This window comes from Nocardiopsis trehalosi NBRC 14201 (assembly GCF_001552555.1).
In the GTDB taxonomy this organism is placed as follows: domain Bacteria; phylum Actinomycetota; class Actinomycetes; order Streptosporangiales; family Streptosporangiaceae; genus Nocardiopsis_B; species Nocardiopsis_B trehalosi.
The window spans coordinates 1-13,536 of the sequence record NZ_BCRK01000168.1; the positions used below are offsets into that span (position 1 = coordinate 1).

The 13,536-nt window shown below is 72.7% G+C and carries 12 protein-coding genes; 5 read left to right on the plus strand and 7 right to left on the minus strand.

Annotated features, from left to right (window positions below; translation table 11 throughout):
• Positions 1-46: 46 nt before the first annotated feature.
• The 4 genes from NT8_RS22530 to dnaK form a co-directional block, all read right to left on the minus strand.
• Entirely contained in the window at positions 47-463 is a 417-nt protein-coding gene (locus tag NT8_RS22530; RefSeq protein ID WP_067973297.1) for a heat shock protein transcriptional repressor HspR, read from the minus strand.
• 5 nt (positions 464-468) lie between these two features.
• On the minus strand, positions 469-1,632 hold the full coding sequence (dnaJ, locus tag NT8_RS22535) for a molecular chaperone DnaJ (RefSeq protein WP_067973275.1): 1,164 nt from the start codon (positions 1,630-1,632) through the stop codon (positions 469-471).
• 111 nt (positions 1,633-1,743) lie between these two features.
• On the minus strand, positions 1,744-2,421 hold the full coding sequence (gene grpE, locus NT8_RS22540; RefSeq protein WP_067973277.1) for a nucleotide exchange factor GrpE: 678 nt from the start codon (positions 2,419-2,421) through the stop codon (positions 1,744-1,746).
• A gap of 37 nt (positions 2,422-2,458) precedes the next feature.
• A complete protein-coding gene (gene dnaK / locus NT8_RS22545) occupies positions 2,459-4,312 on the minus strand; it encodes a molecular chaperone DnaK (protein WP_067973281.1) in 1,854 nt (617 codons plus the stop codon).
• 574 nt (positions 4,313-4,886) lie between these two features.
• Here dnaK and NT8_RS22550 point away from each other — a divergent pair.
• The gene (locus NT8_RS22550) at positions 4,887-7,064 is read left to right on the plus strand and encodes a (Fe-S)-binding protein (RefSeq protein WP_067973284.1); all 2,178 of its coding nucleotides are present in this window, start codon (positions 4,887-4,889) and stop codon (positions 7,062-7,064) included.
• Positions 7,065-7,098: 34 nt separating this feature from the next.
• Here NT8_RS22550 and NT8_RS22555 read toward each other — a convergent pair whose 3' ends face one another.
• Entirely contained in the window at positions 7,099-7,320 is a 222-nt protein-coding gene (locus NT8_RS22555; protein ID WP_067973286.1) for a hypothetical protein, read from the minus strand.
• Between the two features lie 314 nt (positions 7,321-7,634).
• Positions 7,635-8,162, minus strand: a complete 528-nt coding sequence (locus NT8_RS22560) for a gamma carbonic anhydrase family protein (RefSeq protein ID WP_067973300.1) — start codon at positions 8,160-8,162, stop codon at positions 7,635-7,637.
• 367 nt (positions 8,163-8,529) lie between these two features.
• Here NT8_RS22560 and NT8_RS22565 point away from each other — a divergent pair, with 367 nt between their 5' ends.
• Together NT8_RS22565 and NT8_RS22570 are read left to right on the plus strand one after the other, a co-directional pair.
• On the plus strand, positions 8,530-9,774 hold the full coding sequence (locus tag NT8_RS22565) for a DivIVA domain-containing protein (protein WP_067973288.1): 1,245 nt from the start codon (positions 8,530-8,532) through the stop codon (positions 9,772-9,774).
• A gap of 136 nt (positions 9,775-9,910) precedes the next feature.
• Complete coding sequence (locus NT8_RS22570) at positions 9,911-10,360, plus strand: GNAT family N-acetyltransferase (protein ID WP_067973289.1); 450 nt, start codon at positions 9,911-9,913, stop codon at positions 10,358-10,360.
• A gap of 49 nt (positions 10,361-10,409) precedes the next feature.
• Here the strand turns inward: NT8_RS22570 and NT8_RS22575 are convergent, their stop codons facing one another.
• Positions 10,410-12,017 (minus strand): MDR family MFS transporter, encoded by a 1,608-nt coding sequence (locus NT8_RS22575; RefSeq protein ID WP_067973292.1) that lies wholly within the window; start codon positions 12,015-12,017, stop codon positions 10,410-10,412.
• 235 nt (positions 12,018-12,252) lie between these two features.
• Between NT8_RS22575 and NT8_RS22580 the strand changes: the two genes are divergently transcribed.
• Both NT8_RS22580 and NT8_RS22585 read left to right on the plus strand, forming a co-directional pair.
• Positions 12,253-12,837 (plus strand): TetR/AcrR family transcriptional regulator, encoded by a 585-nt coding sequence (locus tag NT8_RS22580; protein WP_067973295.1) that lies wholly within the window; start codon positions 12,253-12,255, stop codon positions 12,835-12,837.
• Between the two features lie 201 nt (positions 12,838-13,038).
• Positions 13,039-13,509, plus strand: coding sequence for a C40 family peptidase (locus NT8_RS22585; protein ID WP_084469190.1), 471 nt, complete (start codon positions 13,039-13,041; stop codon positions 13,507-13,509).
• Positions 13,510-13,536 lie beyond the last annotated feature (27 nt).

Consider the following 13,536-nt stretch of genomic DNA (forward strand, 5'->3'; position numbering starts at 1 on the left):
GGCCCGCCCCTCCGCGGGCCGCCGCCGGTGCCGTGGTGCGGGCCGGTCACCGCTCCGCGTCGGGCGGCGGGGCGGTGTTGAAGATCGTCACCCGGGTGCGGCGCACGAGTTCGCCGCCCGGGGACTGCGCGGAGGTGCGCCGCGCCACCGCGCTGCGCGCCGCCTCCAGCTCGTTGGCGAGGTGGAACAGGTGTTCGCGCAGCTCCGCGACCTCCCGCTGGAGTTCGAGGATGCGCTTGATCCCGGCGAGGTTGATGCCGTCCTCCTGCGACAGCCGCTGCACCTCGCGCAGCAGCTGGATGTCGCGCATGGAGTACCGGCGGCCGCGCCCGGACGCCCGGCCCGGGGACACCAGGCCGAGGCGGTCGTACTGGCGCAGGGTCTGCGGATGCAGTCCGGACAGTTCGGCGGCGACGGAGATGACGTACACCGGGATGTCGTCGCCGAAGGACGGTGTGGTCATGGCCTTCACATCCCCTTCGCCCGCGCTTCGAGTCCGTGGCGCGGGTCCTCGTGCGCCGTGGCGGCGCGGAACTTCTCCAGGGCCTCGCGGGCGTCGCCGTTGAGGTCCCGCGGCACCGCCACCTCGACGGTGACGAGCATGTCCCCCGTTGTCCCGTCACGCCGCGTGGCGCCCTTGCCGCGCACCCGCAGGGTGCGCCCGCTGGGGGTGCCCGGGGGGATCTTCACGGTGACGGGAAGGCCGTTGAGAGTGGGGACCCGCACGTCGGCGCCGAGGGCGGCCTCCGGGAAGGTCACCGGAACGGTGATGGTGAGGTTGTCGCCGGTCTTGCCGAACACGGGATGGGGCTGCACGTGTACCACCACGTAGAGGTCGCCGGCCGGGCCGCCGTTCTCGCCCGGCGCCCCCTTGCCCTTGAGTCGGATGCGCTGGCCGTCGGAGACGCCGGCGGGGATGCGGGCCTGGATGGTGCGGGTGCTCTTGCCGCGCCCGCTGCCGCTGCACGTGGGGCAGGGGTCGTCGACGACGAGCCCGCGCCCCCTGCACTCGCTGCACGGCTCGGACAGCGAGAACCCGCCCAGGTTCTTGTTCTCGTGGCCGGTACCCGCGCACTTGGGGCACATGCGCGGCGCGGTGCCGGCCTTGGCCCCGGTGCCCTTGCACGTGGGGCAGGCGGCGTCGCTGGTGAGCTGGAACGACCGGGTGACGCCGGTGGCGGCCTCGTCGAAGGTCAGCCGGGTCTCGGTCTCGACGTCGGCCCCGCGCCGGGACTGGGTGGCGCCGCGCCCCCGGCCGCCGAACAGGCCGCCGAACAGGTCGCTCAGCCGCTCGCCGCCGGGCGCCCCGGGGCCCGTGGTGGAGGTGCCCTGCCCGAACAGGTCGCCGAGGTCGAAACCGCCGGGGCCGGTGCCGCCGCCCGGGCGGTAGGAGCCGCCGAACAGCGACCGGGCGTCGTCGTACTCCTTGCGCCGCTTCTCGTCGGACAGGACGGTGTACGCCTCGGAGATCTCCTTGAAGCGGTCCTCCGCCTTGGGGTCGCCGGTGTTGGCGTCGGGGTGGTTCGCGCGGGCGAGCTTGCGGTAGGACTGCTTGATCTCGTCCTTCGTGGCCGTCTTTGAGACTCCGAGGACCTTGTAGTAGTCCTTCTCCAGGTAGTCCTTGGTGCTCATCGACGTCTGCCTTCTCCCGCTCGACACTCGGACTCGGACGGGCCACCGGCCCCGTTCTGCCAGGCCCGCCCCGGGCGCGCCGCTGCGCGCCCGGGGCGGGCCGTCCTGCTATTACTCGCCGTCGCCCGGCGCGCCTTCGGCGGGGGACTCCTCGGGAGTCCCGCCGGGCGCCGGGGCGGCGTCGTCGGCCGGACCGGCCACGACCACCCGCGCGGGCCGCAGCACGCGCTCGCCGACCAGGTAACCGGGCTGGAACACCTCGACCACCGTGGGCACGGTGACGTCGGCGGACGGCACCATGGTCAGGGCCTCGTGGACGTTGGGGTCGAACTCGTCGCCCTTGTCCCCGTACTTCTTCAGCCCCAGCTTCGCGACCAGCGACTCCAGGGACTCGCCGACCGACTTGAAGCCGCCGTTCAGCTCCTCGTGCTCCCGTGCCCGCCCGATGTCGTCCAGGATGGGCACCAGGTCGCCGACGAGCTGGGCCAGCGCCTGCTCGCGCACCGCGACCCGGTCGCGGTCGACCCGCTTGCGGTAGTTGGCGTACTCCGCCTGCACCCGCTTGAGGTCGTTGGTGAGCTCCTCGACCTGGGCGCGGGCCTCGGCCAGCCCGGCGGGGTCGCCGGGGGCCGCGTCGGCCTCGGGCTCGACCGCCTCGGGCTCGCCCGGGGAGGCCTCGGCGGCCCCCTCGGGCGTGCGCAGTTCGCCGGTCTCGGGGTCGATGCGCCGCTTGTCGCGGATCACCGGCCCCTGGTGCTCACGGCCGTTCTCGTTCTCCGGCAGCGCCATATCGCTGTGCCTCCTTGCGTTCCGCGTCCCTGGCGCCTCAGGCGTTGCCGTCCTTCTTGGTGGTGTCGTCGTCCACGATCTCGGCGTCGACCACATCGGTGTCGTCGGCCTGGGCGCCCGGGGCGCCGTCGGCCGCGGCGCCGTCGGACGACTGCTGGCTCTGGCTGTAGATGGCGGAGCCGATCTTCTGGCTGGCCAGCGCGACCTTCTCGCTCGCGGAGCGGATGGCCTCGATGTCGGAGCCCTCCAGCGCGGTCTTCAGCTCGCCGACGGCGGCCTCGGTCTCGGTGCGCACCTCGGCCGGGATCTTGTCCTCGTTGTCCTTGATGACCTTCTCGGTCTGGTAGACGAGCGACTCGGCGTTGTTGCGGACCTCGGCCTCCTCGCGGCGCTTGCGGTCCTCCTCGGCGTACTGCTCGGCCTCGCGGACCATCCGGTCGATGTCGTCCTTGCTCATGGCCGACCCGCCGGAGATGGTGACCGACTGCTCCTTGCCGGTGCCCAGGTCCTTGGCGGTGACGTTGACGATGCCGTTGGCGTCGATGTCGAAGGCGACCTCGATCTGCGGCACGCCGCGCGGCGCCGGCGGCAGACCGGAGAGGTCGAAGACGCCGAGCTTCTTGTTGTACTGCGCGATCTCGCGCTCGCCCTGGTAGACCTGGATCTGCACGGACGGCTGGTTGTCGTCGGCCGTCGTGAAGATCTCGGACCGCTTGGTCGGGATGGTGGTGTTCTTCTCGATGAGCTTGGTGAACACGCCGCCCTTGGTCTCGATGCCCAGCGACAGCGGGGTCACGTCGAGCAGCAGGACGTCCTTGACCTCGCCCTTGAGCACGCCGGCCTGGAGCGCGGCGCCGATGGCGACGACCTCGTCCGGGTTGACGCCCTTGTTGGGCTCCTTGCCGCCGGTGAGCTCCTTGACCAGCTCGACCACGGCGGGCATGCGGGTGGAGCCGCCGACCAGGACCACGTGGTCGATGGAGCTGACGCTGATGTTGGCGTCCTTGATGACCTGGTGGAACGGCTGCTTGGTGCGCTCCAGGAGGTCGGCGGTCAGCCGCTGGAACTCGGCGCGGGAGAGCTTCTCGTCGAGGTGCAGCGGGCCCTCGGCCGACGCCGTGATGTAGGGCAGGTTGATGGCGGTCTCGCTGGAGCTGGAGAGCTCGATCTTCGCCTTCTCGGCGGCCTCGCGGAGCCGCTGGAGGGCCATCTTGTCCTTGGCGAGGTCGACGCCGTTGTTGTTCTTGAAGCGCTCGACCAGCCAGTCGACGACGGCCTGGTCCCAGTCGTCGCCGCCGAGGTGGTTGTCGCCGTTGGTGGCCTTGACCTCGACCACGCCGTCGCCGACGTCGAGCAGGGACACGTCGAAGGTGCCGCCACCGAGGTCGTAGACGAGGATGGTGGCCTCGTCCTCCTTCTCCAGGTGGTAGGCGAGCGCGGCGGACGTGGGCTCGTTGATGATGCGCAGGACGTTGAGGCCCGCGATCGCGCCGGCCTCCTTGGTGGCCTGGCGCTGGGAGTCGCTGAAGTACGCCGGCACCGTGATGACGGCGTCGGTGACCTCCTCGCCGAGGTAGGACTCGGCGTCGCGCTTGAGCTTCTGCAGCACAAAGGCGCTGATCTGCTGCGGGGAGAAGGTCTTGCCGTCGATCTCGGTCTTCCAGTCGGTGCCGATGTGGCGCTTCACCGAGCGGATGGTCCGGTCGACGTTGGTGACCGCCTGGCGCTTGGCGACCTCACCGACGAGCACCTCGCCGTTCTTGGCGAACGCGACGACGGACGGGGTGGTCCGCGCGCCTTCGGCGTTGACGATGACCGTGGGCTCGCCGCCCTCCAGGACCGCGACGGCCGAGTTCGTCGTTCCCAGGTCGATACCGACCGCACGTGCCATGAGTACGTCCTCCGTCAAAGTTGAGTCTTTCCGGCACAAGTTTGCTTCGTCATCGACTCTCTGTCAAATGACTTGAGTCGATCCGACTCAATGCCGTTCACACTCCCCTACAACGGAGGGCCTCCGCGCGTTGTTCCCGCTCCGGGCCCGGAACCGCCCCGTCCCGACCGAAGCAGGGCGGAACCGGGGGCGGGCCTTGACCCGACCCTCGGGGTCGACTCCGGGACGCGTCCGGGGCGCGCCCGATGCGCGGCGCGCCCGGCCCCCGCTACCCGCGGCCACGCTCCCCACGCCGCCCCCCTGGCGCACCCGGCCGGCAACGCCCGCCGAAAGCGCCGCCCGCGCACCGCCGCGCGGACCGGGGCCGCGCCGCGCGCGGGGCGGGCCTGGGTGCGGCCGGAGCCGCCCGGCTCACTACGCTAGGGAGCCACCCGACCGCGGCCGCAGGTCGCGGCGGTGTCCCCGCCCGAGGCCCGGGGCGGTGGCCCACCATGCATTACTCGCTAGTAACATTTGGTGGACCCTCCGGTGTGTGGCGCACCGGAGTACGACAGCAGAGGGGAGGCCGCCGGCGATGCTCTACATCGTTCTGGGGGTCATCACGACCGTCTTCGCCGTGGTCGGGATCGCGATGTTCGCCATCGGCGTCCGCCGGATGGTGCGCACCCTCGGTCTCGGCCGCCCGATCGAGGCCGCGCGCAAGGGCCCGTTCGGCCGGCGCCTGACGAACACGCTGGTCGAGACGCTCGGCCACACGCGCATGCTCAAGTGGCGCTGGATCGGCGTCGCGCACTGGTTCGTCATGGTGTCCTTCCCCGCGCTGGTCTTCACGGTCGCGGAGGCCCACGGCGAGGTGTGGGACCCGCACTTCCACCTGCCGCTGATCCACGACTGGACCGTCTACGGGCTGCTCATCGAGGTGATCGCCGGCGTCAGCCTGGCGGCGATCACCGCCCTGGCCGTCTACCGCCAGGTCAAGGGCGCCCGCCGGCTCGGCCGCGCCTCGCGGTTCGCGAACTCGCGGCACTGGACGGCCTACTACGTCGAGGGCTACATCTTCGCCCTGCTCGCCTGCATCTTCCTGATCCGCGGGTTCAAGGTCGCCATGGGCGACTTCCCGTTCCCGGTGTGGGCCACCCCGATCTCGCACGCCGTCGGCGCCGTGCTGCCGCCCAGCGAGCCCGCGCTCGCGCTCGTCGCGGCGTTCAAGCTGATCATCTCGTGGCTGTTCTTCATGGCCCTGGCCCTGGTGCTCACCATGGGCATCGGCTGGCACCGCTTCACCGCGCCGGTGAACATCTACTTCAAGCGCACCACCGACGGCACCCCCGCCCTGGGCGCGGCCAAGCCCATGGTCGGCAACGACGGCACGCCCCTCGACTTCGAGGAGGCCGACCCCGACGAGGACCCGTTCGGCGTCGGCAAGATCGAGGACTTCACCTGGAAGGGCCTGCTCGACTTCACCACCTGCACCGAGTGCGGGCGGTGCCAGTCGCAGTGCCCCGCGTGGAACACCGGCAAGCCGCTGTCGCCGAAGAAGCTCGTCATGGACCTGCGCGAGCACGCCTACGCCAAGGCCCCCTACCTGCTCCAGGGAATCACCGCCGAGACCCTGGCCGAGAAGCCCGACGAGTCGCACGCCGGGGTCGACGTCCTCGCGCTGCTGGAGCGCCCGCTGGTCGGCACCGAGGAGGAGAACGGGGTCATCCACCCCGACGTCCTGTGGTCGTGCACCAACTGCGGCGCCTGCGTCGAGCAGTGCCCGGTCGACATCGAGCACATCGACCACATCCTCGACATGCGCCGCTACCAGGTCATGATCGAGTCGAGCTTCCCCTCCGAGGCCAACACGCTGCTGAAGAACCTGGAGAACAAGGGCAACCCCTGGGGCATGAGCGAGGAGCGGCGCCTCGACTGGATCGGCGAACTCGACTTCGAGGTCCCCGTGGTCGAGGACAAGCTGCCCGAGGGCACCGAGTACCTGTTCTGGGTGGGCTGCGCCGGCGCCCTGGAGGACCGCGCCAAGAAGACCACCAAGGCGATCGCCGAACTGCTGCACATCGCCGGCGTCAAGTTCGCGGTGCTCGGCGGCATGGAGGCGTGCTCGGGCGACCCGGCCCGCCGGCTCGGCATGGAGTACGTCTTCCAGATGCTGGCCCAGCAGAACGTCGAGACCCTCAACGAGGCCGGGGTCACCCGCATCGTGGCGAGCTGCCCGCACTGCTTCAACACGCTGGGCAACGAGTACCCGCAGCTCGGCGGCGAGTACGAGGTGGTGCACCACAGCCAGCTGCTCGCCCGCCTGGTCGAGGAGGGGCGGCTCACCCCGGTGCAGCCGATCGAGGAGAACATCACCTACCACGACCCCTGCTTCCTGGGCCGGCACAACAAGGTCTACACCCCGCCGCGCGACATCATGGCGCAGGTCCCCGGCATCACCACCGTGGAGATGCACCGGCACAAGGAGCGCGGCTTCTGCTGCGGCGCCGGCGGCGCCCGGATGTGGATGGAGGAGCGGATCGGCAAGCGCATCAACACCGAGCGGGTGGACGAGGCGCTGACGACCGACCCCGACACCGTCTCGACCGCGTGCCCGTTCTGCCAGGTCATGCTCGGCGACGCGATCAACGAGAAGAAGTCCCGGGGCGAGGCGAAGGAGACCCTGGAGGTCGTCGACGTCTCGCAGCTGCTGCTGCGCTCGGTCAAGGGGGAGGCCGCACCGGCCGGCGCCCCCGCCGCCGAGAACGCCTGACGGCCGTCATGGGGTCGCGGGGAGGGAGCGGGGGTCAGCCGGGCGAGCGCGGGCTGGGCGCCCGGCGGCGCCCCCGGGGCGCGGGCGCGCGGCGCTCGCGGCGGCGGACGGCCGGGGGCACGCCGAGGACGGTGTCGAGTTCCTGGAGGGTGAGCGGGCGGTCGGCGGCGGCCACCGCGATCAGCACCTCGGCGTAGAGTTCGATCTCGGCCAGCGCGACGCGGTCGTGCAGGCGCACGTCGATGTCGATGTCCAACGCGCCCACCTCCGTCGAAAGCGCTAGGGGGGCGCGACCCGCCCGGGAGGCTCGGCCGGGCGTCCGGCCCGTGGTCCCGGGGGTCACCGGCCGGGGACGGGGCCGGGCAGTCCACCCGCTGCCAAGGCTACGCTCCGGTAGCCGCGCGCCGCATGACCCAGAAGGACCATTCTGGGTCACGTCCGGAGTAGCCCTTTCGCGGTGGTCCGGTGGAGTGATCCCGTGCGCCGGACAGCACCCCACGACCGAATCGGCGGCGCCGGGCAGGCCGCGACGGCGGCCGGACCGGGCCGTACCGCGCCGGACCGGGCCGCCTACCGCCAGGCCACGCCGCGGTGCTCGCGGGCGTAGCCCGCGTACTTCTCGGGGGTGGCGGCGAACCCCGCGCGGTCCTCGTCGGTCAGCTCCCGCAGCACCCGGCCGGGCACCCCCGCCCACAGGGTCCCCGGGGGCACCTCGCGCCCCGGGGGCACCAGGGCCCCCGCCGCCACGAGCGCGCCCGCGCCGACCCGCGCACCGCCGAGGACGATCGCGCCGATGCCGATCAGCGCGCCCTCCTCGATCACCGCGCCGTGCACCATGGCCCGGTGGCCGAGGCTGACCCGGTCGGCGAGGACCGCCGGCTCGCCGGGGTCGGCGTGCAGCCCGCACTGGTCCTGGATGTTGCACGAGGCGCCGACGACGATGTCCTCGGTGTCGGCGCGCAGCACCGACCCGTACCAGACGCTGCTGTCCGGCCCGATCCGCACGCGGCCGACGACCACCGCGCCGGGGGCGATCCAGGCGTCGGGGTGGATGTCGGGGCGGCCGAACGGGGCGTCCCCTACCAGCGGTCCGGGCACGTCGGGCACGTCGGGCCTCCTCCTCGTCGGGGCGCGGAGGGGGTAACGGAATGGCGTAGTCCCACCCCGCGCCCGGGTGATCGCGCATACCTTAGTAGGCGGTCCGCCGCGGCGGCCGCGCGGGCTCCGCGGCGCGCTCCGCCCCGCGCGCCCGGACTGTCGTAATCCGGCGGTGCGGCCGCTACGGTGGTCGGACCACAGGTGTTCACAACGTCACGCCTCGCGCCCTCCCGTTCCCGTCGCCGCCGCCCGTCCACACCAAGGTTGCGAAAGAAACGCCGCTCATGTGTGTTCCGGGTGTTATGGGAATGATAGGCAGGACACGGGCCACCTTCCCTGACTCGCCGCCAACCTGGTTGATTAGGACATGAACGAGCACAGCAACGACATACTCCCGAACCTGCTCCGCGAGGAAGCCTTCCCCACCGAGAAGCGGGGCTACAACAAGCGCCAGGTCGACGACTACGTCGTCCGCAACCACAACCAGACCCGCGACCTCCAGGAGCGGCTGGCGCGCGCGCACGACGAACTCGAACAGCTCCGCCGCGAGCTGGCCGACGCCAAGGAGAAGGCGGCGGTCAAGCCCGAGCACGAGCAGATCAGCGAGCGCATGGCCACGATCCTCCGCATCGCGGAGGAGGAGGCGAAGGACAAGCGCACCAAGGTCGCCGCCGAGGTCGAGGCCATCCGCGCCAAGGCCGAGGACGACGCCGCCAAGCGCATGAAGGACGCCGAGGAGCACGCCGAGCGCGTGGTCGCCAGCGCCCGCTCCGAGGCCAACGAGATGGTCGGCACCGCCAAGAAGGAGGCCGAGCAGCTCCGGTCGCAGGCGCAGCAGGACAGCGAGCGCCGCATGGCCGACGCCGACGCCCGCGCCAAGAAGATCAACGACACCGCCGACCGCCGCCTGGCCACCCTCACCGCCACCCACAACGAGGCGCTGCGCCGCCTGGGTGACATGCACGAGACGCTGGCCGAGCTGCTCGGGGCCGAGAAGTCGGCCGGTCCGCTGGAGGCCGGGCTGACCCGCCAGGAGCACGAGGCCGAGCAGAAGAAGGCCGCCGCCCCGGCGACGCCGGCGCCGTCCGGCCCGGCCAAGGCCGCGGGCCCCGCCCCGGCCGCCGCCCGGCCGCAGGCCGCCCGTCCGGCGACCGGTCCGCAGCAGGCACCGGCCGCGCCGTCCGCCGCCGCCCCGTCCGCCGCCGCGCAGCCCTCGGGCCCGCAGGCCCCGGCGGCCCGGCCGGCCCCGGCCGCGCAGCCGTCCGGCCCGCAGGCCCCGGCCCACCAGCCGTCCGGTCCGCAGGCCCCGGCCCACCAGGCGTCGGGGCAGCAGGCCCCGGCGGGCGCCGACGACGCCACGGTGGCGGTGCCGCCGCTGCCGGCGGACGACGACGCCACGGTCCGCATCCCGCCCGGTGCCGCGTCCCCGCAGGTCCGCCAGGCCCCGCGGCCGCAGGGCGCCCGCTACGGCGCCCCCGGCGCCCCGCAGCAGCAGGGCCCGGCGGCCCCGCCGGCCGGCGACCCCGGGATGACCGCCATGCACCAGCGCCCGGCCGCCCCGCAGGCGGACGACCCCGACGGCGGCGAAGGGGTCCGCATCATCAAGCCGTAACCGTCGCGGAGGTGCGGCGCTCGCGTTCATGTCGGGCACCGGGCAGGGGCACCGTCCCCTGCCCGGTGCCTTTTCATGGCCTGATGTGGGGGGACGTCGGTCTTGTCGCCCGCTGTCGGCTACGATGCCGAAAGCCATGATTATCCGCGCGGCCATCCGCTCCGACCTCGGCGCGATTCTGCGACTCCTCCGCGACCTCGGTGAGACCACGCCCACGCAGAGCGCCACCGTCCGCATGTCCTCCGCCGCCGTGCGGGCGTGGACGCGGATGGAGAACGACCCCGACCGCACGGTACTGGTGGCCGAGCGCCGCGGCCAGATCATCGGCACCCTCGACCTGCTCGTGGTGGCCAACCTGACCCACGACGCGCAGCCGTGGGCGATCGTCGACAACGTCGTGGTCGACGCCGCGTGCCGCCGCCGGGGCGTGGGCCGGGCGCTCATGGACGACGCGGTGGACCGCGCCGCCCGAGCGGGCTGCTACAAGATCGAGCTGCTGCCGCACGAGAGCCGGCCCGGCGCCCGCGACTTCTCCACCACCATGGGGTTCTCCGACTCCGCCGACGGGTTCCGCCGCTACCTGTGACCGCGCCGCGGCGTCCTCCGGGCGCCGCGCGGGCGCCCGGAGGACGGGCTCACCGGCCCGACCGCAGCGGCACGTGGCGCAGGAACACCACGAACGCCAGTCCCACCGCGGCGATGGGGATGCCCAGCAGGAACACCGTGTGCATGGCGTCGCTGAACGCCTGGACGACGGCCTCCCGGGCCGCGTCGGGCAATTGCCGGATGGCCGCGGGCGACCCGAGCGCGGCCTCCGGGTCCCAGGCGGGGGCCGCCTGCCCGGACGCCTCGGCGGCGCGCGCGGCCCGGGCGGCGAGCGCCGCCAGCTCGTCGTGCAGCCGCGCGGTCATGACCGCGCCGAAGACCGCGATGCCGACCGCGCCGCCGAGGCTGCGGAAGAACGCCACCGCCGAGGTCGCCGCCGCCAGGTCCGCGCGCGAGAGCGCGTTCTGCGTGGCCAGGATGAGGATCTGCATGGTCAGGCCGAGCCCCAGGCCGATCAGCGCCACCCCCGCGCCCACCAGGGTCAGCGACGAGTCGACGCGCAGCTGGGACAGGGCGCCGAAGCCGAGGCCGATCAGCACCATGCCGACGACGGGGTAGACCTTCCACCGCCCGCTGCGGCTGACCAGGAACCCCGAGGAGATCGAGGCGGCGAGCATGCCCAGCACGAGCGGCAGCGTCATCAGGCCCGAGGCGGTCGGGCTCATGCCCTTGACGATCTGCAGGTACTGCGGGAAGTAGATCATCACCCCGAACATGCCCATGCCGACCGCCAGCGAGGCGAGCGAGGACAGGACGAACGTGCCGTCGCGGAACAGGCGCGGCGGCAGGATCGGGTCCTGGGCGCGGCGCTCGGCGGCCACCGCGCCGGCCGCGAGCAGCAGCGTGGCGGCGGAGAGCGCGTAGGTGGGCCAGGAGTTCCACGCGAACTCCTGCCCGCCCAGGCTGAGCACGAGCATCAGGGCGCCGGCGGCGCCGACGATGCAGGTGGCGCCCCACCAGTCGATGCGCTTGTCCTTGGGCGGCCGGGCGGGCAGGTGGAGCAGCCGCTGGATCACCACGAACGCGACGACCGCGACCGGGACCGTGATGAAGAAGCACCACCGCCAGCCCAGCGGGCTGTCCACCAGGAAGCCGCCCACGAGCGGGCCGGCCACGGTGGAGACGCCGAAGACGGCGCCGAGGAACCCGGAGTAGCGGCCGCGTTCGCGCGGCTCCACGACGTCGCCGAGGATGATCTGCGGCAGCGCGGCCAGACCGCCCGCGCCGATGCCCTGGACCAGCCGGGCCCCGATCAGCCAGCCGATGTCCTGGGCGAACCCGGCGGCGACCGAGGAGAGGATGAAGATGACCAGGGCGGTCTGGAACAGCAGCTTGCGCCCGTAGATGTCGGACAGCTTCCCCCACAGCGGGGTGGAGGCGGTCATGGTGAGGACGGTCGCGCTGGCGACCCAGGACAGCTTGTCCTGGCCGCCCAGCTCGCCGATGATCGTCGGCAGCGCGGTGCCCACGATCGAGGTCGTCAGCATCGACGTGAGCATGGCGAGCATCAGGCCCGCCAGGATCTCGATGACCTGCCGCCTGCTGTACTGCGGCGCCCCGTCGTCGGGCGCCCCCGCGCGCCCCTGCCCGTCCGCTCGCGCGCCGGCCACTGTGTGCTCCACTCCGCGGACCCCCATGCGGTTCGAATCCCGTTCGTTCGACGCCTTCGTCTCCCCCGCCACGCCCGGTCGCGGCCGGCTGCCCCGCCGGTCCGGACACGCCGAAGCGCCCCCGCCGTGGCGGGGGTGGGTGGTCGGGTCACCTCCCGGTATAAGTAAACAGTGTTGACTTGTCAAGTCGAGGTGCTAGGGTTCGAACCGGCCGGTGCGGCCGCCCCTCCCCTGCCGACGTGACGCCGACGAGGAGACCGTGATGGAGCCCGACCCCTCCGGGGCCTCCCCGGGGCGGGTGCGCGACCGCGAGGCCACACGCCAGCGCATCCTCGACAGCGCCCGCGAACTCTTCACCAGCGAGGGCTACTCGCAGGTGTCGTCCCGCCGGATCGCCGCGCACGCCGGCGTCAACGTCGCGCTGATCAACCGCTACTTCGGCGCCAAGCGCGGCCTCCTGGCCGAGGTCATCGCCGAGGACGCCGTGTTCCCCGGCATCGTGGAGGGCGACCCGGCCGCCCTGCCGCGCCGGCTCGCCGAGCACATCGCCACCCGGGCCCGCGGCGAGGGCACCCCGCTGCAGCGCGCCCTGGAGCGCTCCGCCGCCGACCCCGACCTCCAGTCGGTCCACCAGGAGCGGGTCCGCGCGGCGATCATCGAGCCCCTGACCGCCGTCCTGGGCGGCGACGACGCCCGGCTGCGCGCCAGCATGGTGACCGCGTTCGTCCTCGGCCTGGGCGCGGTGAAGCGGGTCGAGGGCGCCACCGCGCTCGCCGGGCACGACCCCGACGACCTCGTCGCGCGGCTGACCCGGATCATCGCCTGCTGCCTGGAACCCGGCGGCTGAGCCCGGCCGGGGCGGGCCCCGGAACCCCGGGGCGACACGCCGCGAACACCGCGTGCGACGAATCGGGAAAAACCATGTGCTTCGCTGGTGAAATGCCTCGCCGCAAGAAAGGAATGCGGCATTCGGGGCAATTCATCGGGGGGAAATACGATGCTGTTGACCGCGTTCGCCCGAATTCCCGTCGCGAAAAGACCGCGGCCGATGACGCGCGCGGCGCTCACCTTATCGGCGTTCGCGGCGCTGACCGCCGCCGGGCTGCTCGTCCCGGCCCCGGCCGCGCTCGCGGACCGGATCATCCCGCCCCCGCCCGCGCCGAGCGTGGCCGACGCCGCCGTCGAGCACGCGATGGGCCAGGTCGGCAAGCCGTACCGGTACGGCGCCACCGGGCCCGACGCGTTCGACTGCTCGGGGCTGGTGCAGTGGGCCTACCGGGAGGCCGGCGCGGAGATCACCCGCACCACCTACACCCAGTTCGACGAGGGCACCCCCGTCGACCGCGCCGATCTGCGCCCCGGCGACCTCGTGTTCTTCTACTCCGGACCCAGCCACGTCGGAATGTACGTGGGCGACGGAAGAATGGTGCACGCGCCCAGTTCCGGGAAACAGGTCCAAGTGGTTGATATGTCCGTATATTTCGATCAGCACTTCGTCGGCGGCCGCCGGATCGCCTGAGCCGGGCGGCGCGCGGCGGGTCCCGCC